Genomic DNA, 25,345 nt, shown 5'->3' on the forward strand with positions numbered 1-25,345 from the left:
GAGATCATAGGTGCGGTCGGCTTCGGCCAGGTCCTCTGCGTCACCCAGCAACTGACTTTGCCGGAAGCCGCACCGCCGTATGAGCGGGCGGGACAGACACGGCTGCCCCGCCCGCTGTCTCGCTTGCTGTTAGAAGTGTCCTGCCTTGACGGCTTGGATGAACTCACCCCACGCCATACAGGAGAACCTGGTAACTGACGCGGGGTTTTTGGAGTCCCGCACCGGCACGTCCCCGGAGAGCTTGGCTGCGAGAGATATTTCCACGCAGTCACCGGCGTTATTGGCGGAGTAGCTCGACTTCCTCCATTCGTTGGAAGGTGAACCAGCTGCTGCACTGTGGGTCATTGGCTGAGATCCTTTGATGCTGCGGCGATCATGTCAAGCGACCTGTCGGGCGTTGCGGCGACAGCCAAGAGGAGATCATAAGTGTGATCGGCCTCCGCCAGGTCCTCTGCGCCACCCAGGATTTGGCCTTGCCGGAACCCGTCGGCCATTACCACGTCTGGCCCGGTGTCCAGATGCAGCATCGCGAACGGCCCGGCCATGCCAGCGTGCCCACCCTCGTCGTAAGGGATGACCTGGATCACGATGCGGGGGTTCTCCGCTGCTGCCGCGAGTTGGTCAAGCTGTTCCCGCATGACGGCGCGGCTGCCCTGACGCCGCCTCAGCACGTTCTCATCCAGTACCACCCAGAGGCGCGGGGCCTCGGCACGTTGGAGGATGCGTTGCCGCGCGAGCCGAGCGGCGACGTGCTCTTCAACCACCTCTGCGTCTGCTCGGCTGGTAGAGAGAACCGACCGTGCGTACGCCTCTGTCTGCAGCAGCCCAGGTACTACCTGCACCTGGAATGATCGGATGCGTGTCGCCTGTTCCTCCAGCTCTACGAATGGCCTGAACCACGGCGGATACGCGTACTTGATGACCAGCGGCCAGAGACGCTCATAGTGATCTTCGGTTCGGAAGATCGCATCGCTCACCTTGGCCAGCCGTTCGGTGGGGAGCCGCTGCGCCGACTCGATTTTGTTCAGGTACGAGGCAGACATGCCCGCCTCTTGGGCCAGTCGGCGTTGTGAGACGTGGGCACGTTCCCGGCGCCGCCTCAAATCCGTGGCGAAGAAACCGAGTACGGACGAGTACGGGTCCAGATTTTCCGCTGCCGACATGGGTCAGCTCCTCTCGCGTTGACACAACACAGTGTCAACGACGGGGCGTTGACAGGATTACTTGTCAACACGCCCCGCCTGGCCAAGGTGCTGCCTGTACCCGAAAAGTGGGAGGGCAAGGAAGAGCAGCGCAACAAAGAAGGTGTCCGATGACGTATCGAGCCGGCGTGTGGGTGTTCGATCGCGCAAATAGTCGAGTTGGCAAGGTGCTCCGTGACGGGGAGGGTCCGAACCGGGTTGTGATCATGGGGGCAAGCGGTATCGCGTGGCAGGCGAAGGCTTTGGACCTGCGGCTGGCCACCCCGGCTGAGGGTGTCTCGGTCGGCGAGAGCCAGGTGGTGGAGTGATCCCATTGTCCAGGCAGAGCCCGCCCGTGCATCTCACAGAGCCATGCGGGGATTTGGACCCGACACCTGCCGTCGGTTGCGCCACCTGTGAGGACAAGGCCGAGGAGCGTAAAGAAGCCTTGGACAAGGGATTCATCGCAGTAGCGGCGCTGGCCGCGAATGTCATTGGCCGGCATCCGCGAGGGCACCGGCAGAAGGGCGGCTAGTGCATTGAGAGCCCCCGGATTCCGTTCGGGAATGCGGGGGCTTTTTGGTGCCTTCGAGGGGGCGACTACTAAGGGTGATCGCTGGCCACTCCTCCGCCGTAGGTCACGCTGGGGGCGTTCTCATGGATGCGCCCTGCTGGTCAGGGGGCCCAAACGGGATGAGAAACTGTCCGGGTGCCGAAAAAGAAGAACGTGTTCTCGTCCGTGGTGGCCTGGCGCCGCCGGGCCGTGTCCCGCGCGGTGCACCGCGGAGCGCGCTGGGTGCGGGAGGCGGGCGCCGTCACCGCCGAGCGCCCGGGCCCGTACCGCTTCCGCCGGCTGGGGGCCGGCGCCCGGCTGGCCTACCCGCAGGGCACCGTCTTCGGCGACCCGTGGATCGAGATCGGCGCGTACTGCATCATCGCCCAGGACGTGACGCTGACCGCCGGCATGATGCCCGACCTCGACCTCGGCCCCGACCCGATTCTCACCCTCGGCAACGGCGTCGTCCTGGGCCGCGGCAGCCATGTGATCGCCGACGTCCGGCTGACCATCGGCGACGACTGCTTCTTCGGCCCCGGCGTGTACGTCACGACCACCAACCACAGCTACGACGACCCCGAACTTCCGGTCGGCAAGCAGTGGCCGCGCAGCGAGCCGGTCGAGATCGGCCCGGGCAGCTGGATCGGCACCGGAGCGGTGATACTCCCGGGAGCCCGGCTGGGCCGCAACGTGGTGGTCGCGGCCGGCGCGGTCGTACGGGGCGAGGTCCCCGACCACTCGGTGGTGGCCGGGGCGCCCGCCAAGGTCGTCCGCTCCTGGGACCCGGAGGCCGGCTGGCAGCCGCCGCTGCGCACCCCCGCGCCGGTGCCGATACCCGAGGGCGTCACGTCCCGGCAGCTCGTGGCGCTGGCGGCGCTGGAGGCGGAGACGGGCGACGGGGCGCAGGGAGCGCCGGTACCGAGGCCCGCGGACGCGCCGTAAGGGGCAAGTAGGGAGCCGTAAGGGGCAGTAAGGGGCCGTAAGGGGTGGAGCCGCCCGGGGCTCCGGTGCGGCCTGCCCTGCCGCGCTCCCCGTGTCGAGGCGAGCGCGACAGGGCGTATTGGGTACCGGGCGGAATCAGCAGGCCACCTTCGTGGTCCATGCCTTGATGTTGCTCCCGTGCACTTCGTAACACGAGTTCTCAGCCGGATCGGCCTGCTCGCGGCTGATGGTGACCCAGTTGTGGCCGTAGCCTCCGTCATTTGCGGACTGCCAGAAGCCGGTCGTGTACTTCAGGGCGTACATCACCGGTTCCACGGTCACATATCCCAGGGTGCTTTCCGGAAGCTTGTCGACCGTCTTGCACTGGCCGACGGGGAAGGATCCGACGAACTTCTCCTCTCCGATGGGCGCGCCGGTGACCACGAAGTCGGCGAGGTACGCCCCCTTGTTGCAGACCCTGACGCTGCCCTTCTTGCCGTCCGTCGCCGACGCGGTCGACGCGGCGGCCGCACTCGTGCCGGCCATGGCCAGCGCAAGCGTGGCGGTGACACCTGCGGACCGGAGTATGCGATGCATGGTTCTCCTCCTTCAGGAGCTGTCCGTTCGCGGTCCCCGGATTTCCTTTTCCTGGACCGCTTCCGGTATGAGTGCAGCGCAGAAGAAAACACCAGGTCAAGAATTCGACGGCGAATTCGTGGGCGTGTGGAGCCGGAACTTCGGTGACCACGAGAACATCGACGCCCGGCTTTTCGTGGGGTGGACGGCCGGCTTTCTCGCCGCTCCAATCCGCTATCCGCTATCCGCTATCCGCTATCCGCTATCCGCGTCCGGGCGTGGCCGCCCCGCCGAACTCGCGGACCGCGGCGTCCACGATGGCCTCCAGCCGTGCGTGGTGCGCGCCGTGCCAGTACACCCGCTCGCAGGCGGTGCACTGGGCGAACACGTCGTACGTACGCCGCGTACCGCCCTCCAGCCGCTCCTCGACGGTGCCCTTCTCGGCCTCCTTGAGCAGCCCGTTGCACGCCGTGCACCGCGTCCACGGCGCGAGCTCTGGTGCGAACCGGCCCAGCACGTCGCGCAGTTGTTCGTCGGGACGGTCGCTGTAGACGAATGCGCCCGCCCAGTTCTCGCGCCGCCGCAGCAGGCCGCGGTCCCGCGACAGCAGCACCCGCCGTTCGGCCGCCGACCGCGCGGCCAGCGCCGGATCTCCGATGTCCGTGCTCTCGTACGCCGCGTCGACGCCCAGCAGCCGCAGCCGCCGCGCGAGCGTGCCCAGGTGCACGTCGAGCAGGAACCGCAGCGGAGCGCCCGGCACCCGCTGCGGCCGTCGCACCGCGCACACATCCACGGACTCGCCGTCCCGCGGCACGTGCGACACCGCCGTCTCCCGCCCGTCCACGAGCAGGCGGCCCACCTCGGTCAGCGGGACGCCGAGCGATTCCACGACGTGTCCGAGGGTGGACGACCCGTCGGTACGCAGCGCGGTGCGGCCTTCGCGCCGCTCGGAGGGGACGAAGAGTCGCAGCTCAGGGGCGACGGTGAGGTGGATCTCGGGTCGGTTCACGCCGCCAGCATGCCATCGCGCCGCAGGGGAGCCCACGCGAACCCCGGGACCGCGGCCGCCCGCTTCGCCCGCCCCGAGCGGCCCGGCGCCCTCTCGCCACACGGCCGTTCCTGTGGTGTCCTCGTCGGACGGGGCGGACGGGGTCGGATGGGGCAGTGCCGGACGGGAGGACCACGGTGCGGTGGACGAGGCGTACGGGGACTGCGACGGCGGCGGCGCTGCTTTGCGCCCTGCTGGCCGGCGCGGTAAGCGGCTGTCAGCAGGGCGGGACCGGCGGACGCTCACCGTTCACCGGGAAGGCGGCACGGCCCGCCCCGGTCCTCGCCGTGAAGATCGACAACGTACGCGCCGCGCGCCCGCAGACCGGCCTCGACCGTGCGGACCTCGTCTACGTGGAGCGGGTCGAATCGGGGCTCTCCCGCCTGCTGGCCGTCTACTCCTCCCGGCTGCCGGAGTCCGTCGGCCCGGTGCGCAGCGCCCGCGAATCCGACCTGGAACTGCTGCGCCAGTTCGGCCGCCCCGCGTTCGCCTACTCCGGTACGCAGAGCAAGCTGGACCCGGTCGTCGAAGCCGCCCCGTTGTATCCACTGCCGCCTGGCAAGGCAGGCGACGCCTACTCCCGCAGCAAGGACCGCGCGGCGCCGCACAATCTCTACCTCAGTCCCGCACGTGCCCTGAAGGCGGCGCCCAACGCGAGCACCGCCCGCGACATCGGCTTCCGCTTCGGCGCCGCGCCGTCGGGCGGCCGCGCCACCGCCTCGTACACGGCCCGCTATCCGTCGGCCCGCTTCACCTTCGACTGGTCGGCGGAGCGGCACGGCTGGCTGGTGTCCATGGACGGCACCCCGGTCCACGCCACCGGCGGACAGCGCCTCGCGGTGCCCACGGTCGTCGTCCAGGGCGTACGCATCCACGCCTCGCGCTACCACGACCGCTGGGGCGCATACTCCCCGTACACCGAGACCACCGGAGCGGGGCCCGCCCGCGTACTGCGCGACGGCAAGGCGTACGAGGCCCGCTGGTCGCGGCCGTCCGCCGACGGGGGCACGGACTTCAGCACCGCTTCGGGCGCCCCGCTCGCGTTCGCGTCCGGACAGGTGTGGGTGGTGTACGTACCGCAGGACGCGGTGGCCGGCGGGGCCGGGTAGCGCCCTCACACCGCGACCAGCAGCTCGCGCAGTCCGCGGATCACGAAGTTCGGCTTGCGTTCCGGCGTGGCGGCCAGGCGCAGACCCGGGGCCCGGCGGAGCAACGCCGCCAGTGAGGCGGCCAGTTCGATACGGGCCAGGGGAGCGCCGATGCAGTAGTGGATGCCCGCGCTGAAGGAGATGTGTGGGTTGTCCTTACGGGCGAGGTCGAGCCGTTCGGGGTGGTCGAAGGCCGCCGGGTCGTGGTTGGCCGAGCCGAAGAGCAGTGCCACCTCGCTGCCGCGCGGCACGACCGTACCGCCGATCTCGATGTCGTCCAGCACCCAGCGTTCGAAGAGCTGGAGCGGGGTGTCGTGGCGCAGCAGCTCCTCCACGGCGGTGGGCAGCAGCGCGGCCGGGTCCCCGCGCAGGGCCGCCAGCTGCGCCGGGTGGCGGAAGAGCGCGTACCAGCCGTTGGCCGTCGCGTTGACGGTGGCCTCGTGCCCCGCGTTCAGCAGCAGCACACAGGTGGAGATCATCTCCTGTTCGCTCAGCGACTCGCCTTCGTCGTACGCGGAGATCAGCCCGGAGATCAGGTCCTCCCCGGGCGCGCTGCGCCGAGCGGCGATCAACTCCCGCAGATAGCCGGAGAACTCCAGCGAGGCGGCCACCGCCCGCCGGGCCGTCTCCTCCGGCGGATTCAGTTCGTACATCCCGCAGATCGCGGCCGACCACGGGCGCAGCAACTGCCGGTCGCCCTCCGGGATACCGAGCATCTCGGCGATCACCGCCACCGGCAGCGGCTCCGCCACCCGCGCCACGAGGTCCCCGCCGCCGTCCGCGACCAGGTCCGCGGCCAGCCGGTCCGCCAGGGCTTCGACGTACGGCCGCAGCCGCTCGACCGTACGGGCGGTGAACGCCTTCGAGACCAGGCGGCGGATGCGGGTGTGGGCGGGCGCCTCCAGGTCGAGCATGCCGTTGTCGTTGAGCACGTGGAACGGCTCGTGCTCCGGCGGCGGGGCGGTGCGGCCGAACTCCTCGTGCGAGTAGCGGTGCCGGTACGTACGGCCCAGACGGCGGTCGCGGAGCAGCGCCGCGACGTCCGCGTGGTGCGGGACGAGCCACTGGTCGGAGGGTGCGAAATAGTGCACCCGGCCGCGGGCGCGCAGCTCGGCGTAGGCGGGGTACGGGTCGGCGACGAAATCCGGCGACCAGGGATCGAAGACTGCCTGGACTCCTTCCATGCGCGGACGGTAGCCGCCGCCACCCGGGCGTGACCAGCCCGGCGCGGACTGCCGGAGCGAAGGGTTGGCATCGACCGCCGATGCGGCCCGTTGGCATTGACCGCCGGAGCGAAGGGTTGGCGCCGACCGCCGAAGCGATTCGTCAATATCGTCGTAAATATCGTCGTAGCGATCCGTCAATGAGGTGTTGAAGTCCGGGCCCGGCAGTTCTGTCCCGCAGGCCGTGCCCGTACCGTGTCAGGGTGGATGAGCATGTCCACGATCACCACCACGTTCAGCAGGGGGACCCGATGGCTTCAGGGGACGCGACCGGCGCGAGAGCCACGGCGCCGGCCGCCCGTCCGTCCGCCACGGCACGCGAACGCATCCTGGAGACGGCGTACGAGCTGTTCTCCCGGCGCGGGGTCCGCGCGGTCGGCGTCGACGAGGTCATCGCCCGCTCCCAGGTGGCCAAGGCCACCCTCTACCGCAACTTTCCCTCCAAGGACGAGCTGGTGCTGGAGTTTCTGCGGTGCCGCGAGCAGCGCTGGACGCTGGGTTACGTGGCGGCCGGAGCGCGGCAGCGGGGCACGACCCCGGAGGAACAGCTGCTCGCCGTCTTCGACGTGTTCGACGAGTGGTTCCGCCGGCCCGACTTCGACGCGTGCACCTTCATCAACGTCCTGCTGGAAATGGGCCGGGACCACCCGCTGGGGCAGGCGAGCATCGCCCACCTGGAGAACATCCGCGCCTTCGTCCGGTCGCTGGCGGAGGAGGCCGGGCTCCGGGACACCGACGCTTTCGCGCGGTCGTGGCACATCCTGATGAAGGGGTCGATCGTCTCGGCGGCCGAGGGCGACACGGAGGCCGCCCGCAGGGCGCAGCGGATGGCGCGGATGCTCATCGAGCAGCATCGCTGAGGGCGCCGCTCGTTGCGTCCATAATTCCACGGAGCCGGAGCGGCGGCCGACCGCAGTACAGTGTGCTGCACGCCGAAGTGCACCCCACACCACACCCACACCACCACCCCGTAGCCCCGCGCCCCCGCAGCCCCGCGCCCCGACCTTGGACGGACCGGACCGTGACCGACCTCGACCAGCTCACCCAGTCGCTGGCCCGCAACCTCAAGCGTTGGCGGGCCGAGCGCGGCTACACGCTCGACACGCTGGCCACCCGCGCCGGGGTCAGCCGCGGCATGATCATCCAGATTGAGCAGGCCCGGACCAACCCGAGCGTGGGCACCACCGTCAAGATCGCCGACGCGCTGGGTGTCAGCATCACCACCCTGCTCGACTACGAGCAGGGCCCGGACGTTCGGATCGTGGCGCCGGGGGAAGCGGTACGGATGTGGTCCACCGAAGCGGGCAGCTACACCTCTCTCCTGGTGGGCGGGGAGGCTCCGGGCCCCTTCGAGTTGTGGCAGTGGCGGCTGATGCCCGGCGAGCAGAGCACGTCCGACCCGCACCCGCCCGGCTCGGTCGAACTCCTCCATGTCACGGAGGGCGAGCTGACGCTCGTGGTGGACGGTGCGGAGCACCTGGTGCCCACGGGGGGCGCGGCGACGTTCGAGGCCAAGGTGGCGCACGGCTACCGCAACGACGGCGACCGGCCACTGCTGATGACGATGGCGGTCCTCATCCCGCTCACCGGCTGAGACGCCCCGGCGTACGGCCCGGCAGGGCTGTTAGCTTGAGCGGCATGCCCGTGCCCATGGATGCCTTCGACGTGGTCCGCCCCGCCCTCGACTGCCTGGACCTGCTGCCCGAGCCCGTCGCCGCCGCGATCCGCGGCTGGCGGGGAACCGTACCGGTCGAGCAGTTCCACCACGTGGACACCGATCCGGCGATCGCGGACACCGCCGTCCTCGTGGAGCAGCACGGCGCGTGGCTGCTGGAGCAGTCGGCGAACTGCGTGGTGGTGGCGGGCAAGCGGGGCGGCGCCGTCACCCTCGCCGCCTGTGTGGTCCTCTCGCACACCCGGGTCGATGTGAACGGGGCGGTACGCCGCCAACTCGGCGCCCGCAAGGCGTCGTTCGCGCCCATGGACACCGCCGTCGGCGAGACCGGCATGGAGTACGGCGGCATCACCCCGATCGGCCTGCCCGCCGACTGGCCCCTGTTCGTGGACGCCGCCGTGGTGGACACCCCGTACGCGTTGATCGGCAGCGGCAGCCGGCGCGGCAAGCTCATCGTTCCGGGCAAGGCGCTGGGGGAGCTGCCGGGGGCGACGGTTATCGAAGGGCTGGGGGCCGGGGCGGGGGAGTAGCTGGGGCCGGGCCGGGCCACGCCGTGTCGGGGTCGGGCCCGGGCTGTGTCCAAAAGTCGCCGGGGGATGCACGCTGAACGGCGGCTCGACCGCGTCGTGCCCGGGGCTGCCGGGAGAGTGTCCGGCCTGATGAACACCCTGTCTTCAGCTCTGTCTTCAGTCCTGTCCTCAGTCCTGTCCTCAGTGTGTCCGGTCGCTGTCCGGTGCTGTCCGCCGCTGTCCGGCTGTTGTCCGGCCGCTGTCCGGTCACTGTCCGGAACCGTGCGCAGTTGGCGAGTTCTCGTATAGCCGCACCGGGCCGGGTGCCCGATCATTCGCGCCATGGACATCAGGGGGAGCACGGATCCGGCCGCGGCCCGTGACGTAACGGAATTCCTCGCCATGCTGCGGGACCTCAAGGAGCGCCGCGGCCTCACCTACCGGCAGCTCGAACAACGCGCCGCCGAGCAGGGCGAGGTGCTGGCGCGCAGCACCCTCGCGGACATCTTGGGTGGCAGGCGGCTGCCGCGCCCGGAGGTCCTGGCCGTCTTCGTACGCGCCTGCGGGGAGGGGGAGCGGCTGACGGCCTGGCTGGAGGCCCGCGAGAACGTGGCGGCAGGGACCCGCAGGCCGATGGACCCGCCGGCCGAATACGTGACGACGACCGAACCGGCAACGGCGACGGAAACCCCATGGCACCGCCGCCTCTCACGCCGTGCACCCCGCCGCGCCCCCCTGTTCCTCGCGGCGGCGGCCGTCCTCGTCGGGGTGGGGGCCACGGCCTGGGCGCTGACCTCCGGGGACTCACCGACGGGTTCCGCCGCCGGCACGCCCGGGAAGCACGGAACCACCGCCGAAGCCCCGGCCCCGGCCCAGCGGCAGACCGGGCGGAGTAACGACACCGCAACCGGCGCGAGGGCCGGCGTCCAGCAGGCGGCCCCCGCGGGCTGGATACGGATCCGTCCCGCCGCGGCTCCCGCTCTCTGCGTCACCGAAGGCCTGGTCCAGGACAAACGTTACGGCGACCTGGTGGCCGTACAGCGGCCGTGCGGGGACGTCGCACCGCAGCGCACCGAGCTGGAACCGGTCGGCACGCACACCTACCGCATCGCCTGGGTGCACCCCGACCGCGGCAAGGGATGCCTGAAGGCTCTGGCCGGCGGCCAGGCGGACGGGCTCCTGGAACCACGGAACGCCTGCGGCGAGGCGAGCACCTTCCGCGTTGAGCCGAAACCGTCCGGTACGGGCGGGAAGCACGGCCGGTACGTCTTCCGCGCCGACGGACAGCAGTGCCTGGGCGTCAGGGATTCCCGTACGACCGCGGGTGTCGAAGTCATGCTCCAGCGCTGTACGGGCGGCACCGCCCAGGAGTTCCTGATCGACCCCGCGTCCTAGCGGGCGGGCCGCACCACGACCACAATGCGGCGAACGGAGTCGTACAACGGAGTCCTACAGCAGGGCCGTGCGCCGGAGCCGTGGGAACCGCCCGTGCGAAACGCGCGTTGAGCGGCTTCCCTGGCGGTCCTACCCTGTTAGGGCCTGCCGGGCGCCCGGCAGGTTTGTTCCGGCTGTTCGTCCGGCCGAGCGGCCGGAGTGCTCGCGCAGGTTGCCGGATCCGCGCTTCCAGCAGCGGACACACGGATCCGGCCGGTGCCCGCCCGTCGCAGCGGGACACACTCGCAACCCCGGCCGCGACCAGCGTGGCACCCGCCCGGGACGTGGAGAGGAGCCGCGTCCCGGGACGCGAGTCCGCCGACCGGCCACGACGCCGCGTCGGCACTCCCCGCCCTTCACAGGTACCCGTCTGCCGCCATCCTGCACGCATGGTCCTGCCCGCGCGGGACCGGGCGGGCAAGTCGATCGGGCAGACGGATCGGGAGGCGGATCGGGAAGGCGGATCGGGAAGGCCGATTGGGCAGGCCGATTGGGCAGGCTGATCGGGCAGGCCGGTGCGGCCTGCGAAGCCATCCGAACCGTTCACACCTTCAAGTCACCGCTGTCCCACTCGGCGCGTCACCGCCCCGATGGTCCCTGCGTTCCGCTGCCGGGTCCTCCAGCAGGCCCCTGGCCATCAGCCGCTGACGCGACAGCATGACCACCAGAGCTTCGGATACGAGGCTGCACGCAGCCTGGACTTCACAGGCAGCCGTGAAAGCGCCCCGGAGGTCGTCGACCTCCAGGCAGCTTCGGGCCCGCACGGCGGCTTGAGTCATCAGCACGGCTTGCTCGGCGGCGACCTCGTCGAGCGGCCGCTCGTTCTCGTCCCCGGGCTCGGCGGCAGGCGGGTAGTGGTCCTGCAGTGTCATACCGGGGGTATGCCCCACGCCTGTTTTCCCTAGACCAGCACTTCGGTGAACGGCCACCGACACCGCCGTGCCTTCCCCGGCGGTGGAAGCCGGCGCCGATGCCCCAGGGGTTCCGGGGTGCGAGGGCGTACGGACGTGTCCCGTGCATCGGTGAAGAACGTGTGCCTTTGGCGGGGTGACGGTGCGAAAGGCGCACTGTCTGCGACTGATGTCCGGGCCAAGCAACGCCTCGGCTCGTACCCTGCCAGTAACACGTGTCAGGCGTGCGGTGTGCCGGGAAGTCTGGTCGGCGTCGGGTGAGCTGTGCCCGGTCAGCGCTCGGAGGACGCCGATGGATCTTTTTCACACAGACATGCCATGCGCTGCCGTCCCACCCCAGGCCCCGCGCGCCGCCGCGAGCCCCGTACGGCTGTACGGGGCGTATGCGAGCGCACCGGCACCCCCCGCACCTTCCGCCCGGCCCCGGTCCGCACGGGCACGTCGTGCCGACGTCACTCGCCATCGCCCGGGGAAAAGAGGTGATGCCCGTGCGACGGAAGCTGCCGCAGGGCCCTCAGCCGGCCGGACCGTCCGACGCGCGCCTGGTCATCGACGTGACGCGCACCCCTGACGGCAGCACGATCCTGTTCCTCACCGGCGAGTTCGACGTGCACACGGTCAACAGCCTCTGCGACACCGTCGTCTTCCTGATCGAGGCCGGCTCCCGGTGCCTGCGGCTCGATCTGTCCGGCGTCACCTGGTGCGACAACGGCAGCCTCTACACCCTCCTGGGCCTGAGAGACGCCGTACTCGCCGCTGACGGATACCTCGCGCTGTCCTCGACCGGCTGGCCGGTCGCCGAGGCCATCGCGCGAAACCGGCTCTGGCAGCTGCTGCGCCGGTGAACGGGTGAGCGGCCGCCGAAGCCGCACCGGGGAACTCCCGGCCGACGGAATCCAGCGGCCGTGCCGCTCAGCCCAGCCGGGGTATCTCGATCGCCGGGCAGCGGTCCATCACCATGTCGACGCCGCCTGCCCGTGCCCTGTCGTAGGCCGCTTCGTCGATCACTCCGAGCTGGAACCAGATGGCTTTGGCGCCGATGGCCAAGGCCTCGTCGGCTATACCGCCCGCCAGTCCGCTGTTGACGAAGACATCCACGACGTCGACGGGGAAGGGGATGGCGGCCAGGGACGGATAGCCCTGTTCGCCGTGGACGGATTCGGCTTTGGGGTGGACCGGGACGATGCGCTTGCCGTAGCGCTGGAGTACGTCGGCGACGCCGTATGCCGCGCGGTTCCGGTTGGCCGACAGGCCCACGATCGCCCAGGTGTCGCCGGTCTCCTGGAGAATCCTGCGGATCGTCGCCGGATCGCCGTACACAGCTGCCTCCCGTGGGTGGGACCGAAGTCCGTTGGATGCGGTCGCGTGTGGGCGGCCGCTTGCATTCGAGAACGTGTGCGAGGGGCGGAAGATTCCCGTGGAGGGTGGGCCGCTGTTGGCTGGGCGTGCGGCGGCTCGGGTGTCGTAAGAGGAGCCGTTACGCTGCCCAGCAGCGGGAAGCAGCGGGAAGCAGCGGGAAGCAGCGGGAAGCAGTCCACCAGTGCCCTGGGCCCGCCCTGGTCGCGGCGCAAGCTCCCGGTGCCCGGAGCGCCCATGCCGTTCCCCGGCCCCTCCCCGCGCCGCATAGGGTGGCCGGATGCAGGACCAGTACCGGACTCTCGCGCGCGAGGGTGTTCACGAGATCGAGATCAACAAGTCCCGCTTCATCTGCTCGCTCGCCCCCGTGGCGACCGAGATCGAGGCCCAGGACTTCATCGCGCGCGTCCGCAAGGAGCACCCCACCGCGCGGCACAACTGCTTCGCGTACGTTCTCGGGGCGGACGGCGGGGTGCAGAAGGCCAGCGACGACGGTGAGCCGGGCGGTACCGCGGGGGTGCCGATGCTGCAGATGCTGGTCCGCCGTGAGGTCAGGTACGTCGTCGCGGTCGTCACCCGCTACTTCGGCGGCATCAAGCTGGGCGCCGGCGGCCTGATCCGCGCGTACGGGGGCGTCGTCGGCGAGGCGCTGGACGCGCTGGGCACGGTGACCCGGCAGCGCTTCCGGCTGGTCACCGTCACCGTCGACCACCAGCGCGCGGGGCGGGTGGAGAACGATCTGCGGACCACGGGGCGAGCGGTGCGCGAGGTGACGTACGGGGCCGACGTACGGATCGAGGTCGGGCTGCCGGAATCCGACCTGGAGGCGTTCCGTGCCTGGCTGGCCGATACGACGGCGGGCACGGCCGGGCTGGAGATGGGCGGGGAGGCGTACGGGTAGGCATACGGCCAAGCGCATACGCGGAGAGGCGTACGGGGAGGCGCGTACGCAGGGAGGGATGAACCGGTAGGCGTCGTTCCTCCTGCCGGGCCTGGTCGGCCCCGCCCCCTCACCCTCCGGCCCGCTCCCGGACCAACCCCGACAAGGTGTCGTACGCCCGCTGCACCAGCGCGTTGCCGGGGCCGGACGCGCAGTTGGCCAGGGCGACCAGTGCGGTGTCGTGGCGGATGCTGAAGCCCAGGAAGGCCGTGCAGCCGCGGGTGCCGCCGGAGTGGTGGTAGAGGCCGGAGCCGTCGGGGCGGGGGCGGATGTTCCAGATCAGGGCGAGCCGCGACGTACTGCGCGGCAGGGCGAGCCGGGGGCGTACGACGTCTTCCAGAGCGGTGCGCAGCGGGGCCGACGGTACGCCGGTGACCGGCGCTGTTCCCGGGCTGATCAGGGCCTCTGTGTAGGTGAGCAGGTCGTGGGCGCTGGAGCGGACGGCGCCCGCGCCGGGCAGGCCCGGGATGGCGAACGGCGGCCGGGGGCGGTGGTGCCAGTAGCCGGTGACCTGGGTGGCCCCGGCTGGCGGGTCCGGCGTGGCGCTGGTGTCGTGCAGGCCGAGGGGCCGCAGGATGCGGGCCGCGAGCAGGTTCTCGTACGGGACGCCGCCGTCCGCGCCGCACAGGGCGTGCCCCAGGAGGCCGGCGCCGAAGTTCGAGTAGTGCACCCGGTCGCCCGGCTGGGACCGCAGTCGGGTACGGGCCAGGGCGCGCAGCACGTCGGCGCGGCCGAAGCCGGCGTACGGGTTGGTCGTGAGCCGGCCGACGGCGGAGCGCAGCAGGCCCGGGGGCAGCCGGGGCAGGCCGGAGGTGTGGGTGGCCAGGTGGGTGAGGGTGATTTCCTGACCGTGTACGGGGACGCGGGTGCCCGGCGGCAGGTGGCGGGCGGCGGGGTCGTGGTGTCCCACGTCGCCGCGGGCCGCCAGCTCGGCGAAGAGCAGCGCGGTGAACGTCTTGGTGAGCGAGCCGATTTCGAAGCGGGTGGACGGCTCGACCGGCACCCCGCCCTCGAACGCGGTGCAGCCCCGTACGGCGAACGACCGCTGCCCGCGCCGGTAGAGGCCGACGGCGACGGCGCTCGCGCCCGGGGCCGCGGACAGCAGCGCCTCGGGCAGGTCCCGTGCCGGGGGCGGTCCCCAGGCGAACGGGGCCGTCGCGACGACCGGTGCCCCGGTCATGAGCCGGGCTGCTTCGGGGTGTCCAGGGCGCGTACGAGGGCCAGGGTTCCGGCGATCAACGCCACGATGGTGGGGTGCTGGTGCGCGTCGAAGCGCTGCGCCGCGTCACCGTCCACGGGCTGGTCGTCGCGGGGCACCATGCCGTCCGCGTGCTGGACGGCCGCCAGCCGCTGCCAGTCGTCGTCCTCGGTCCAGGGCTCGGGCAGGCAGGTTCCGACGATCATCAGCTCGGCCATCAGGTCCCACTGCCCGGCCTCCGCCCAGATGTCGGTCCACACCGGCAGCCACCGGGTGAGGTAGTGCGCCAGGTCGGTCGGCAGGCCGTCGGGCAGCCGGCCCCAGTCGGTGAGGTGGAAGGCGGTGTGGGTGACGGAATAGCCGGTCAGCCAGTCGATGTGCCAGGGCTCGGGCGTGGCGCCGAGCCAGGTGGCGCGGGTCAGCCCGGCCCAGTCGGAGGCGCCGGGCCCGTGGTCGAGACCGACGACGCGCGCGGCGTTGGCGACCGCGAGCCGCCGGTTCGGAATGTGTTCCACGACGTGCGTCGAACGCAGCGCGACGGTGTGGGCGATCAACCGCTCCACTTTCGGGTGGCGATAGCCGCCTCGGAAGAAGTGCGCGTACGTCTCCATGGGGTCGGTCGCGAGCGGGTGCCGCAGCATCCGTTCGTACAGCAGGGAGCCGTCGTCCAGTTGGCCCCAGCAGAATTCCAGCAGCTCGCGGGCGAGGCCGAGTTCGGCCGTTCCGGCGACCCCGCTGCGCAGGACCAGCGAGGCGGCGAGGGCCGTTTCCCCGACGGCCTTGTACGCCTCGGCTTCGTCCGCGAGGTCGGCACGCGGCACGTCGGAGAGCGCGCCGTGCTCGCGGTTGGCGTGCAGCCAGGTCAGGGCGCGGGAGCCGATGTCGTGCGCGGTACGCGCCGGGGCGGGGCTCATACGGCCTCCACGCCGAGCAGCCGGCGGGCGACGGCGGTGTCCAGCGCGGTGCGGTCGCCGCCGCCGAGGAGCCCGGTGTGCTCGGTCAGGAGCATGGGATCCAGCGGCAGTCGCTGCCCGTCGGCGTCCAGCCAGGCCAGCCAGCGGGTGATGCGCGCGGCGGTCGGGAAGTCGCGTCGCAGCGTGGCTCGGGTGGCACCGCGGGCCAGCCCGAGGACGCCGGACCGGGCGGCGTCGTGTACGGGGCCGTCCAGCCCCGGCAGGGCCAGCGAGGCCAGTTGTCCCATCCGTACGGACCAAGGCACCCAGCCTTCCCGTGCGGTGCCGTCGGAACCGTGTGCACGGTCGCCGCCCTCCGGGGCGGGGGTCGGCGGCAGATGGCGGGGTGCGGAGTCGTCGCACCGCGGAGGGGCCTGGGGGAGGGGCGCCGCCGGCGCCGGGGAGCGGGCGGGGTCGAGGCGGGACAGCGCGGTGGACAGGCCCCAGTCGATCCAGGCCATGGTCCATGCCTGCTCGGGGCCGTCGGGCGGAGCGGCGGGCGGCGGATCGGTGGGCGGCAGGGCGCCGAGGGCCAGTCCGAGGGTCTCCGTCTCGCCGGCGGGCGGGCTCTGGCCGGTCAGGATGTACGGGGCGAGAACGTCCGCGCCCAGTATGCGGACCGCTCCGAGCGCGACGGCCGGGTCGCCGTCGGACCCCGACGACGCGGATTCCACGTGTGCGGCGGCCACGGCGGCGCCCCCGGTGCCCTGAAGGGCATCGAGGGCGCGACGGGCCAACTGGTCGGCCGATTCGCTGTGGGCGGTTCGTGCGCGCTCGGAAATCACCGGCGCTTCGTTTCCTTCGGCTCCTTGGGGGAAAGGGCGAGCCCCAGCCCCAGCACGAGTGCGCCCGAGCCGCCGACTCCCGCTTCCGGTGCGGGGACCGGTGCGTCGCTCAGCGGCGCTTCCGGCTGGGTCGCCACCCACCCGAGGGTTCCCTCGTCGAGTGCGAGGCCGGTGGTCCGCATGGTTTGGGCAAGCATCATTCGCTCCCTCGAAGAGATGTCACCACCAAGGTCCGGTGGTGCCCCGATACCACCTCCCAAACTACGCCCGAATCGACATATCGACCATTTGGTGGCAAGGGGGGCGGGCCGGTGCGCGACGGGTCCGCCTCCGCGGGTGCCCCGGTGAACTGCCCGGTCACCAACAGGTTCCCCAGTCACCAAAAAGTGCGTTCTTCCATGTCAGTGGCCACTCTCCTACGGTTCCCCGGTAACCACAGGAAACCGGGCTCACTTCGCTCCGGCGCTGCCGGGCCGCCCGACGACTTACGGAGACCGCATGGCCGTCACGCTCGTGAACCCCGAGGGGTTGCCGGAAATCCCCGCCTACCGGCAGGTGTCGATCGCGTCCGGATCGAAGCTCGTCTTCACTGCCGGGCAGGTCGCCTGGGACGCCGACGGGGTCACGGTCGGCGAGGGCGATCTCGCCGCCCAGGTCGAGCAGTGCTACCTCAACGTCGGTACGGCCCTGGCCGAGGCCGGTGCCTCTTTCGGCGATGTGGTGAAGATGTCCGTTTACGTCGTGGACTGGACCCCGGACAAGCTGCCCCTGTTCATGGAGGGCGTCGCCCGGGCGTCCGCGAAGCTGGGGAGCACGCCGGTGCCGCCGTCCACGCTGCTGGGGGTCGCGGCGCTGCACATACCCGAGCACCTGGTGGAGGTCGAGGCGACCGCGGTCATCGACTGAACCCTCCGTCGATGCCGGGGTGCTGACGCTCCGTCAGCCGAAGAGGTCGTCCGCCCCCGACTCCGTCACATGCGCCCCCATGTTCCGCTCCATCATGCGCAGCGCCGCGTCGGCGAGGTCGGGGTGGATGTGGGCCACCGCGTCGCGCGGGACGGTCACGTCCAGGTGGCGGATGTGCGCGTCCAGGGCCGAGTACAGCACGCACTGCTCGGTGACCTGGCCGCACAGCACTGTCCGCCGGATGCCGTGCTGGCCGAGCAGGTACTCCAGCGGTGTCTCGTAGAAGATCGAATGGCGGGCCTTGACCACGAACAGCGAGGAGTCGTCGGGGCGGATCGGCTCCACCACGTCGGCGTACGGGCCGTCCAGTGCCATCCGCAGGATCTCGTCGTGGTGCGAGCGCCACCGGCCGAAGTTGTCGTTGACGTAGATGACCTCGACGTCCGAGCCGTCCGCGCGGGCGCGCTCCAGGGCGCGCAGCATGCCGGGCAGCGCCTCGCGGACCGACGGCAGCAGCCGTTCGGCGTCCTCGTGCTCGTACGTGTTGATCATGTCGATCACGATGAGCGCCGTACGCATGTCAGCCGTTCCCCTCGATGAGCACCCGGACGGTCTTCAGCTCGGGATCGGCCGCGTCGGGCACGTTCATCCCGGCCTCCACCCCGCTCGTCAGGTAGCGCACCACGGGCCCGTCGAGCCGCTCGCCGGGCAGGGCCGCCGGGATGCCCGGGGGATAGGGCGTCAGCATCTCCGCCACGACCCGGCCGGCCGCCGCGCTCGCCGGTACGTCCTCGGTCCGGCCGAAGTACGCGTCGCGCGGCAGGCACACCTGCTCCAGCCGCAGCTCGCCCGGCGTCGGCACCGCCACCTCGGGCGCCGGGCGCAGCTCCGCCGCGTGCCGCGACAGGTCGCGCAGGGCGTCGAGCAGCACCGCGGTGGTCGACGGGTCGTCCGCATGGGTGAGCTGGGCACTGATCCGGCGGTGGTCGGCGAGGTGGGCGTCCACGGCGCGGTGCTCGCGCAGCCAGTCGGCGGCCCGGTAGCCGCTCGTGCCCAGGCCGCTGACGTCGATGACCACGGGCAGCGGGTCGAAGTCGTGGGCCAGGCCGGGGCCGCAGAAGTCGTTCCGGTCGTTGACGTGCAGTCCGTCGATGGCCTCGATGTCGGCGCGTACCCGGTCCGCCAGGTCCAGGGCCCGGCCCATCAGGTCACGGCCCCGCAGGGCCATCTGCCGCCGCCAGCCGTCGAGTCCGGCGTACAGCAGCACCGAAGGGCTGGTCGTGCCGAACAGGTCCGCCCGGGACTTCAGGACCGTCGGCCGGATCAGGTCGCCCCGCAGGTGGAACACCGAGCCCTGCTCCAGCCCGCTGCCCATCTTGTGAATGCTGGTCACACAGACATCGGCGCCCGCGTCCATCGCCCAGGACGGCAGGTCCGGGTGGAAGGGCAGGTGCGCGCCCCACGCCTCGTCCACGATCAGCGGGCGCCCGCGCCGGTGGCACACCTCCGCCAGGGCGCGCAGGTCCGCGCAGGCACCGTACGGAGTGGGGCTGGTGACCAGTGCGCCGCGCGCGTCCGGGTGCTCCTCGAAGGCCCGCTCGAACGCCTCGGCCGACGGCGGGTGGGCGATCCGGCGCTCCGCGTCCCACTGCGGGTCCACCCAGACCGGCTCCATGCCGGACAGGATCAGGCCCGACACCACGGACTTGTGCGCGTCCCGGCCGACCAGCAGCTTCTCGTGCGGACCCGCCACCGACAGCATCGCCGCCTTGACCGACAGGGAGCTGCCGCAGGTGGAGAAGAAGGTGTGGGTGGCGTGCACCGCGTCCGCCATCAGCGCCTCGGCCCGCTCCAGCACCTCGGCCCGGCCCAGCCGGTCGTCCAGCCCTCCGGAGGCCAGCAGATCGCCGTGGAACACCGCGTCGCCGAGCACCTCGCGCACCATCGGGTCGGCGCCGCGGGCCTGCTTGTGGCCCGGCGGTGTGAAGGAGACCTCGCCCGCGTGACGGTAGCGGGCCAGCGCCTCCAGAACCGGGGCCTGCGTGTGATCGACAGCCATGCGGCAGGGGTTCCCCGGGCCCGGACGGGTCAATCACCGCACCGTTCGATTCCGCCGCGCCGTACCCCGCCCGCACCGCGCCCGGCGCCGGTGGATCTTTCCCGTCCGGGCGGGTTTTCCCAGCCCGGCGCGGGGAACCCGCCCTCGCGCCGCCGGTCGGCACCGGCGGCACCGTCCCGCCGCGCCGGTGCGCCGCCTGCCGCCCCCGCTCGCAGCCGGAGCTTCGGCGGGCGAGCCTTTTCAGGAGGCACCCGCCGCCGGGGCCACCGCCATGGCGGACCGCAGACGCGCTGGAGGAGAAGCGATGGGCGTGCGCAAACGGGTTCGCGACTGGCCCGTGTACCGGCAGCTGACCGGGGGCGACCCGCTGGGCCGGGGCCGCGCCGCGATGTCGCCGTACACCGAGCGGCTGCGCCCGCGCACCGACACCGCCGACCGGACCGTGCGCTCGGTCTGCCCGTACTGCGCGGTCGGCTGCGGCCAGCAGGTGTACGTCAAGGACGAGAAGGTCGTCCAGATCGAGGGCGACCCCGACTCGCCCGTCAGCCGCGGCCGGCTCTGCCCCAAGGGTTCGGCGACCCTCCAGCTCACCACCGGCTCCTCGCGCCGCCACCAGGTGCTCTACCGGCGCCCGCACGGCACGGACTGGGAGCCGCTGGACCTGGAGACGGCCATGGACATGGTCGCCGACCGGGTCATCGAGACGCGTCGCCGTACCTGGGAGTGGGAGTCCGCCGAAGGGCTCCGCACGGCCCGCACCCTGGGCATCGCGAGCCTCGGCGGCGCCACCCTCGACAACGAGGAGAACTACCTCATCAAGAAGCTGCTGACCGGCCTCGGCGTGGTCCAGGTGGAGAACCAGGCCCGGGTCTGCCACAGCTCCACGGTCGCCGGCCTCGGCACGTCCTTCGGGCGCGGCGGCGCGACCACCTTCATGCAGGACCTCCAGCACGCGGACTGCATCGTCATCCAGGGCTCGAACTTCGCCGAGGCGCACCCCGTCGGCTTCCAGTGGGTCATGGAGGCGAAGGCCCGCGGCGCCCGCGTCATCCACGTCGATCCGCGCTACACCCGTACGAGCGCCCTGGCCGACCTGCACGTCCCGATCCGGGCGGGCAGCGACATCGCTTTTCTCGGCGGGATCATCCATTACGTCCTGAGCGAGGAGAAGGACTTCCGCGAGTACGTCCTGCACTACACCAACGCCGCCACCCTCGTCGGCGAGGACTTCCAGGACACCGAGGACCTGGACGGCGTCTTCTCCGGCCTGGAGGAGGCCGAGCACCACTACGACCCGATGAGCTGGCAGTACGAGGGCGTGGACGTCCAGGCGCCGTCCGGAGAGGTGGACGAGCAGTACGAGGCCCGCGTCAAGGAGGCCGGCGGGTCCGAGACGCACGGCTCCGGCGGCGCCCCCACCGGCTCCCAGGCGCCCCGCGACGAGACGCTGCAGCACCCGCGCTGCGTCTACCAGGTCCTCAAGCGCCACTACGCCCGCTACACCCCCGAGATGGTCGAGCGGATCTGCGGTGTGCCGCGGGAGACGTTCCTGCGGGTGTGCGAGGACCTGACCGCCAACTCGGGCCGGGACCGCACCAGCGCCTTCTGCTACGCGGTGGGCTGGACCCAGCACTCGGTCGGCGCGCAGTACATCCGCGCCGCGAGCGTCCTGCAACTGCTTCTCGGCAACATCGGCCGCCCCGGCGGCGGCATCCAGGCCCTGCGCGGCCACGCCTCCATCCAGGGCTCCAGCGACATCCCCACCCTCTTCAACCTGCTGCCCGGCTACCTGCCGATGCCGCACGCGCACGCCCACGAGGACCTGGACACGTTCGTGCAGGCGAGCCGCACGGAGAAGGGTTTCTGGGGCGACATGCGCGCCTACTTCGTCAGCCTGCTCAAGTCGTACTACGGCGACGCGGCGACCGCCGGCAACGACTACTGCTTCGGTCACCTGCCGCGGCTGACCGGCGCGCATTCCACGTACGAGACCGTCATGGCGCAACTCGACGGCACCTGCAAGGGCTACTTCCTGATGGGGGAGAACCCCGCCGTCGGCTCCGCCAACACCCGCCTCCAGCGCCTGGGCATGGCCAACCTGGAGTGGCTGGTCGTCCGGGACTTCTCGCTCATCGAGTCGGCGACCTGGTGGCAGGACGGGCCGGAGATCGAGACCGGCGAGCTGCGGACCGAGGACATCGGTACCGAGGTGTTCTTCTTCCCCGCCGCCGCGCACACCGAGAAATCCGGGTCCTTCACCAACACCAACCGCTGGGTGCAGTGGCACCACGCGGCGGTCGAGCCGGAGGGCGACGCCCGCAGCGACCTGTGGTTCATGTACCACCTCGGCCGCCGCATCAAGGCGAAGCTGGCCGCCTCCACCGACCCCATGGACCGGCCCGTACAGGACCTGACCTGGGACTATCCGGTCGAGGGGCCGCTTGAGGAGCCGGTCGCCGACGCGGTGCTCGCCGAGATCAACGGGCGCGGTCCGGACGGCGCGCCGCTGACCGCGTACACCGAGCTGAAGGACGACGGCTCGACGCGGTGCGGCTGCTGGATCTACTGCGGCGTCTACGCCGACGGCGTCAACCAGGCGGCCCGCAAGAAGCCGCACACCGAACAGGACTGGGTGGCCGCCGAGTGGGCCTGGGCCTGGCCCGCCAACCGCCGCATCCTCTACAACCGCGCGTCGGCCGCCCCGGACGGCACGCCGTGGAGCGAACGCAAGGCGTACGTGTGGTGGGACCCGGCCGAGGGCCGGTGGACCGGCCACGACATCCCGGACTTCGTGCCCGACCGCGCGCCCGACTTCGTGCCGCCGGAGGGCGCGAGCGGCCCCGACGCGCTGCGCGGCGACGACCCGTTCATCATGCAGGCGGACGGCAAGGGCTGGCTGTACGCGCCCGCGGGGCTGGTGGACGGGCCGCTGCCCACGCACTACGAGCCGCAGGACTCCCCGTTCGGGAACGCGCTCTACCCGTCCACGCCGCGCTCGCCGGTCCGCCGCGTCCACCCCCGCGAGGGCAACCGCTACCACCCGAGCGGCGACGAACCGGGCGCCGGCGTCTACCCGTACATCGTCACCACCCACCGCCTCACCGAGCACTTCACCGCGGGCGGCATGAGCCGCTGGTCGCCCTACCTGGCCGAACTCCAGCCGGAGTTCTTCTGCGAGGTCTCCCCGCAGCTCGCCGCCGAACGCGGCCTGGAGCACCTGGGCTGGGCCACCATCGTCACCGCGCGCAACGCCGTCGAGGCCCGCGTCATGGTGACCGAGCGGATCAAGTCGCTGACCGTACAGGGCCGTACGGTCCACCAGATCGGCCTGCCGTTCCACTGGGGACCCAACGGCGTGGTGACCGGCGACGCCGCCAACGAACTGGTCGCCATCGCGCTCGACCCCAACGCCCACATCCAGGAGGACAAGGCGCTGACCGCCGACATCCGGCCCGGCCGCCGGCCGCGCGGCCCCGACCTGCCCAGGCTGGTCGCGGCCTACCGCGAGCGCGCCGGCATCGACGAGACCACCGGGACGGAGGCCCGCACATGACCGACCACCTGCTCAGCGGCGTCGAACCGGACCCCGCCGGGGACGCGGGCCACCCCGACGCGCCGCCCCGCGCGGGCTTCTTCACCGACACCTCGGTGTGCATCGGCTGCAAGGCGTGCGAGGTCGCCTGCAAGGAGTGGAACGCCATTCCCGAGGACGGGCTGTCCCTGACCGGGATGAGCTACGACAACACCCAGGGCCTCGGGGCCTCGACCTGGCGGCACGTGGCCTTCATCGAACAGTCCCCGCCGGCTCCCGAGGGGCGTACGGAACTGCCGCTGACAGACGGGCAGGGAAGCCAAGGACCGGGTGGAGCGGGCGGAACGGACGGCTCCGGCGGCGATCTGCGCTGGCTGATGGCCTCCGACGTGTGCAAGCACTGCACCCACGCCGCCTGCCTGGACGTCTGCCCCACCGGATCGCTCTTCCGCACCGAGTTCGGCACCGTCGTGGTCCAGGAGGACATCTGCAACGGCTGCGGCTACTGCGTCCCCGCCTGCCCGTACGGCGTCATCGAGCAGCGCCCGTCCGACGGCCGCGCCTTCAAGTGCACGATGTGCTACGACCGGCTCGGCGCCGGGCAGGAGCCCGCCTGCGCCAAGGCGTGCCCGACCGAGTCCATCCAGTACGGGCCGCTGGACGAACTCCGCGAACGGGCCGCGCTGCGCGTCGACCAGCTGCACGCGGCCGGAGTCACCGACGCGCGGCTGTACGGGCACGAGCCCACCGACGGCGTCGGCGGCGACGGCGCGTTCTTCCTGCTCCTGGACGAGCCCGAGGTCTACGGGCTGCCGCCGGACCCCGTGGTGACCACCCGCGACCTGCCCGCGATGTGGAAGCACGCGGGCACCGCGGCGCTCTCGCTGATCGGCGGGGCGGCACTGTCGTTCGCCGTGCCCGCACTGAAACACCTGGCCGGGACCACCGGACGGAAGGGATGGCGATGACCGGCTCCGATGTCACCCGCGAGGGCCCGGAGGGCGAGCGCCCCGGCCGGGACGCCGCGCCGGGGATGCTGCGCGGCGGGCCGGGCGCCGACGGGGGAAGGCGCCGCAAGGGCGGCAGGCGCGGTCGCGGTGAACAGCTCATGGCACCCCCGGCCGACTTCACGTCGTACTACGGCAGGCCGGTCATCAAGGCGCCCGCCTGGCGCGCCCGGGACATCGCCGGGTACTTCTTCCTCGGCGGTCTGGCCGGTGCCGGATCGGTGCTGGCCGCCGGCGCCCACGCGACGGGCCGCACCACCACCGCGACCGCGATGAAGATCTCCTCCCTCGCCGCGGTCTCGCTGTCCACCGCCGCCCTCGTCAACGACCTCGGCAGACCGGACCGCTTCGCGAACATGCTGCGGGTGGTCAAGCCGACCTCGCCGATGAGCGTCGGCTCCTGGCTGCTGGCCGCCTACGGGCCCGCCGCGGGCGCCGCGGCCGCCTCCGCGGTCACCGGGCGGCTGCCCCGGGCGGGCGCGGCGGCGACCGGCGCCGCGGCGCTCCTCGGCCCGGCCGTCGCCACGTACACCGCGGTCCTCGCGGCGGATACCGCCGTACCCGCCTGGCACGGTGCCCACCGCGAACTGCCGTACCTGTTCGCGGCGTCGGCGACGGCCGCGGCCGCCGGGATGGCGCTCGTCGTCGGGCCCGTACGGGAGACCGCGCCCGCCCGCTGCGCCGCGGTCCTGGCCGCGGTGGCCGACAGCGCCGTGCACAAGGCCGCCGAGGAGCGGCTCGGCATGGTCGCGGAGACCTATCGCACCGGCCGGGCCGGGAAGCTGCTGCGTACGGCGCGCGCCCTCACGGCGCTCGGCGCCGCGGGCGGCGCGCTGTCCGGCGGCCGTGCACGCCCCCTGGCAGCGGCGAGCGGCCTCGCCCTGCTCGCCGGTTCCGTGTGCACCCGCTTCGGGATCTTCGCGGCCGGCATCGCCTCCGCCGAGGACCCGAAATACACCGTCGTACCCCAACGGGCGGCCAAGGAAGCCCGCCGCACCACCCCAGCGCCCAGCGCGGAGAGGACACAGCCCACATGACCCGCACACCCCACAACGACGAACCCGCGCAGGTCGTGCTCAGCGCGCAGTCGCCGGCCGACGCGGAGGCCGTGCTCGGCACGCTGCGCAGCTGCTTCGCCTCCGACCGCGCGGACGGCGACACCCCGCACGACGAGCCCAAGCAGCCCGGCCACCCGATGGTCTGGACGGAGAACTTCGAGACCTCGGAAGTGCAGGGCGACGTCCGCAAGGGCACCCAGCCGTCCGCCCCCGTCACCGTGAACCTCCAGGGCAGCCCGCTGGCCGTGGACCGGCTCCGGGACGTGCTGACGCGCGCGTTCGCCGTCCGTATGGAAGGAACGGTGTCGGGCGACCAGGAGGTCGAACTCCAGCTCGTCCTGGAGCAGCCGGACCAGGACTGACCAGCCT

The 25,345-nt window shown here is 71.8% G+C and carries 26 protein-coding genes; 13 read left to right on the forward strand and 13 right to left on the reverse strand.

Translation table 11 applies throughout. The annotated features are described in order from the left end of the window. Window positions 1–129 precede the first annotated feature (129 nt). Both IH45_RS1000000146045 and IH45_RS0100095 read right to left on the reverse strand, forming a co-directional pair. Window positions 130–345 (reverse strand): DUF397 domain-containing protein, encoded by a 216-nt coding sequence (locus IH45_RS1000000146045; protein WP_078897069.1) that lies wholly within the window; start codon window positions 343–345, stop codon window positions 130–132. Further along, complete coding sequence (locus tag IH45_RS0100095) at window positions 342–1,163, reverse strand: helix-turn-helix domain-containing protein (protein WP_030659462.1); 822 nt, start codon at window positions 1,161–1,163, stop codon at window positions 342–344. The genes IH45_RS1000000146045 and IH45_RS0100095 overlap by 4 nt, the downstream gene beginning before the upstream one ends. A gap of 727 nt (window positions 1,164–1,890) precedes the next feature. Between IH45_RS0100095 and IH45_RS0100105 the strand changes: the two genes are divergently transcribed. Further along, complete coding sequence (locus IH45_RS0100105) at window positions 1,891–2,679, forward strand: acyltransferase (RefSeq protein WP_050514396.1); 789 nt, start codon at window positions 1,891–1,893, stop codon at window positions 2,677–2,679. Between the two features lie 135 nt (window positions 2,680–2,814). Here IH45_RS0100105 and IH45_RS0100110 read toward each other — a convergent pair whose 3' ends face one another. Both IH45_RS0100110 and IH45_RS0100115 read right to left on the reverse strand, forming a co-directional pair. Then, window positions 2,815–3,255, reverse strand: coding sequence for a hypothetical protein (locus tag IH45_RS0100110; RefSeq protein WP_030659473.1), 441 nt, complete (start codon window positions 3,253–3,255; stop codon window positions 2,815–2,817). Window positions 3,256–3,496: 241 nt separating this feature from the next. Further along, on the reverse strand, window positions 3,497–4,243 hold the full coding sequence (locus tag IH45_RS0100115) for a Mut7-C RNAse domain-containing protein (RefSeq protein ID WP_030659476.1): 747 nt from the start codon (window positions 4,241–4,243) through the stop codon (window positions 3,497–3,499). 155 nt (window positions 4,244–4,398) lie between these two features. On the opposite strand from IH45_RS0100115, the gene IH45_RS0100120 reads away from it, so the two are divergent. Beyond that, window positions 4,399–5,391, forward strand: a complete 993-nt coding sequence (locus tag IH45_RS0100120; RefSeq protein ID WP_394298646.1) for a DUF3048 domain-containing protein — start codon at window positions 4,399–4,401, stop codon at window positions 5,389–5,391. A gap of 5 nt (window positions 5,392–5,396) precedes the next feature. Here IH45_RS0100120 and IH45_RS0100125 read toward each other — a convergent pair whose 3' ends face one another. Beyond that, on the reverse strand, window positions 5,397–6,614 hold the full coding sequence (locus tag IH45_RS0100125) for a cytochrome P450 (RefSeq protein WP_030659480.1): 1,218 nt from the start codon (window positions 6,612–6,614) through the stop codon (window positions 5,397–5,399). Window positions 6,615–6,856: 242 nt separating this feature from the next. Between IH45_RS0100125 and IH45_RS0100130 the strand changes: the two genes are divergently transcribed. The 4 genes from IH45_RS0100130 to IH45_RS0100145 all read left to right on the forward strand — a co-directional run bounded on the left by IH45_RS0100130 (window position 6,857) and on the right by IH45_RS0100145 (window position 10,232). Then, entirely contained in the window at window positions 6,857–7,513 is a 657-nt protein-coding gene (locus IH45_RS0100130) for a TetR/AcrR family transcriptional regulator (RefSeq protein WP_234440372.1), read from the forward strand. Window positions 7,514–7,674: 161 nt separating this feature from the next. Next, the gene (locus IH45_RS0100135) at window positions 7,675–8,247 is read left to right on the forward strand and encodes a helix-turn-helix domain-containing protein (RefSeq protein WP_030659485.1); all 573 of its coding nucleotides are present in this window, start codon (window positions 7,675–7,677) and stop codon (window positions 8,245–8,247) included. Between the two features lie 44 nt (window positions 8,248–8,291). Continuing rightward, complete coding sequence (locus IH45_RS0100140; protein ID WP_030659487.1) at window positions 8,292–8,858, forward strand: YbaK/EbsC family protein; 567 nt, start codon at window positions 8,292–8,294, stop codon at window positions 8,856–8,858. 321 nt (window positions 8,859–9,179) lie between these two features. Beyond that, window positions 9,180–10,232, forward strand: coding sequence for a helix-turn-helix domain-containing protein (locus IH45_RS0100145; RefSeq protein ID WP_030659489.1), 1,053 nt, complete (start codon window positions 9,180–9,182; stop codon window positions 10,230–10,232). A 590-nt stretch (window positions 10,233–10,822) separates the two neighbouring features. Here IH45_RS0100145 and IH45_RS0100150 read toward each other — a convergent pair. Further along, window positions 10,823–11,143, reverse strand: a complete 321-nt coding sequence (locus IH45_RS0100150) for a hypothetical protein (RefSeq protein ID WP_030659492.1) — start codon at window positions 11,141–11,143, stop codon at window positions 10,823–10,825. 527 nt (window positions 11,144–11,670) lie between these two features. Between IH45_RS0100150 and IH45_RS0100155 the strand changes: the two genes are divergently transcribed. Further along, window positions 11,671–12,027, forward strand: coding sequence for an STAS domain-containing protein (locus tag IH45_RS0100155; RefSeq protein WP_158812826.1), 357 nt, complete (start codon window positions 11,671–11,673; stop codon window positions 12,025–12,027). A gap of 67 nt (window positions 12,028–12,094) precedes the next feature. Here IH45_RS0100155 and IH45_RS0100160 read toward each other — a convergent pair whose 3' ends face one another. After that, window positions 12,095–12,502: a CoA-binding protein gene (locus tag IH45_RS0100160; RefSeq protein WP_030659497.1), complete on the reverse strand. Its 408-nt coding sequence runs from the start codon at window positions 12,500–12,502 to the stop codon at window positions 12,095–12,097. Between the two features lie 316 nt (window positions 12,503–12,818). On the opposite strand from IH45_RS0100160, the gene IH45_RS0100165 reads away from it, so the two are divergent. After that, entirely contained in the window at window positions 12,819–13,439 is a 621-nt protein-coding gene (locus IH45_RS0100165; protein ID WP_030659499.1) for a YigZ family protein, read from the forward strand. 109 nt (window positions 13,440–13,548) lie between these two features. On the opposite strand, the gene IH45_RS0100170 is transcribed toward IH45_RS0100165, so the two are convergent. Genes IH45_RS0100170 through IH45_RS0100185 form a run of 4 tightly spaced genes read right to left on the reverse strand, consistent with a single transcriptional unit; the run spans window position 13,549 to window position 16,596 of the window. Continuing rightward, entirely contained in the window at window positions 13,549–14,658 is a 1,110-nt protein-coding gene (locus IH45_RS0100170; RefSeq protein WP_030659501.1) for a serine hydrolase domain-containing protein, read from the reverse strand. After that, window positions 14,655–15,590, reverse strand: coding sequence for a DUF6895 family protein (locus IH45_RS0100175; protein ID WP_030659502.1), 936 nt, complete (start codon window positions 15,588–15,590; stop codon window positions 14,655–14,657). The genes IH45_RS0100170 and IH45_RS0100175 overlap by 4 nt, the downstream gene beginning before the upstream one ends. Then, entirely contained in the window at window positions 15,587–16,414 is an 828-nt protein-coding gene (locus IH45_RS0100180) for a hypothetical protein (RefSeq protein WP_030659505.1), read from the reverse strand. Before IH45_RS0100180 ends, IH45_RS0100175 begins: the two co-directional genes overlap by 4 nt. Then, complete coding sequence (locus tag IH45_RS0100185) at window positions 16,411–16,596, reverse strand: hypothetical protein (protein ID WP_030659508.1); 186 nt, start codon at window positions 16,594–16,596, stop codon at window positions 16,411–16,413. Before IH45_RS0100185 ends, IH45_RS0100180 begins: the two co-directional genes overlap by 4 nt. A gap of 316 nt (window positions 16,597–16,912) precedes the next feature. Here IH45_RS0100185 and IH45_RS0100190 point away from each other — a divergent pair, with 316 nt between their 5' ends. Beyond that, the gene (locus tag IH45_RS0100190) at window positions 16,913–17,320 is read left to right on the forward strand and encodes a RidA family protein (RefSeq protein WP_030659510.1); all 408 of its coding nucleotides are present in this window, start codon (window positions 16,913–16,915) and stop codon (window positions 17,318–17,320) included. 33 nt (window positions 17,321–17,353) lie between these two features. Here IH45_RS0100190 and IH45_RS0100195 read toward each other — a convergent pair whose 3' ends face one another. Together IH45_RS0100195 and IH45_RS0100200 are read right to left on the reverse strand one after the other, a co-directional pair. Then, window positions 17,354–17,899, reverse strand: coding sequence for a cysteine hydrolase family protein (locus IH45_RS0100195; protein WP_030659513.1), 546 nt, complete (start codon window positions 17,897–17,899; stop codon window positions 17,354–17,356). A gap of 1 nt (window position 17,900) precedes the next feature. After that, window positions 17,901–19,379 carry an aminotransferase class I/II-fold pyridoxal phosphate-dependent enzyme gene (locus tag IH45_RS0100200; RefSeq protein ID WP_030659516.1) on the reverse strand — a complete coding sequence of 493 codons (1,479 nt, stop codon included), beginning with the start codon at window positions 19,377–19,379 and terminating at the stop codon, window positions 17,901–17,903. 304 nt (window positions 19,380–19,683) lie between these two features. Between IH45_RS0100200 and fdh the strand changes: the two genes are divergently transcribed. From fdh to IH45_RS0100220, 4 genes are read left to right on the forward strand one after another with little or no spacing between them, the layout of a single operon-like run. Beyond that, window positions 19,684–22,932 carry a formate dehydrogenase gene (gene fdh / locus IH45_RS0100205; protein ID WP_030659518.1) on the forward strand — a complete coding sequence of 1,083 codons (3,249 nt, stop codon included), beginning with the start codon at window positions 19,684–19,686 and terminating at the stop codon, window positions 22,930–22,932. Further along, a complete protein-coding gene (locus IH45_RS0100210; RefSeq protein WP_032916566.1) occupies window positions 22,929–23,879 on the forward strand; it encodes a 4Fe-4S dicluster domain-containing protein in 951 nt (316 codons plus the stop codon). The genes fdh and IH45_RS0100210 overlap by 4 nt, the downstream gene beginning before the upstream one ends. Further along, entirely contained in the window at window positions 23,876–24,955 is a 1,080-nt protein-coding gene (gene nrfD, locus IH45_RS0100215; RefSeq protein WP_199810595.1) for an NrfD/PsrC family molybdoenzyme membrane anchor subunit, read from the forward strand. Before IH45_RS0100210 ends, nrfD begins: the two co-directional genes overlap by 4 nt. Further along, complete coding sequence (locus IH45_RS0100220) at window positions 24,952–25,338, forward strand: hypothetical protein (RefSeq protein WP_030659525.1); 387 nt, start codon at window positions 24,952–24,954, stop codon at window positions 25,336–25,338. The genes nrfD and IH45_RS0100220 overlap by 4 nt, the downstream gene beginning before the upstream one ends. The last annotated feature ends 7 nt before the right edge of the window (window positions 25,339–25,345 follow it).

The organism is Streptomyces rimosus subsp. rimosus, from assembly GCF_000720725.1.
Lineage (GTDB): Bacteria > Actinomycetota > Actinomycetes > Streptomycetales > Streptomycetaceae > Streptomyces > Streptomyces rimosus_A.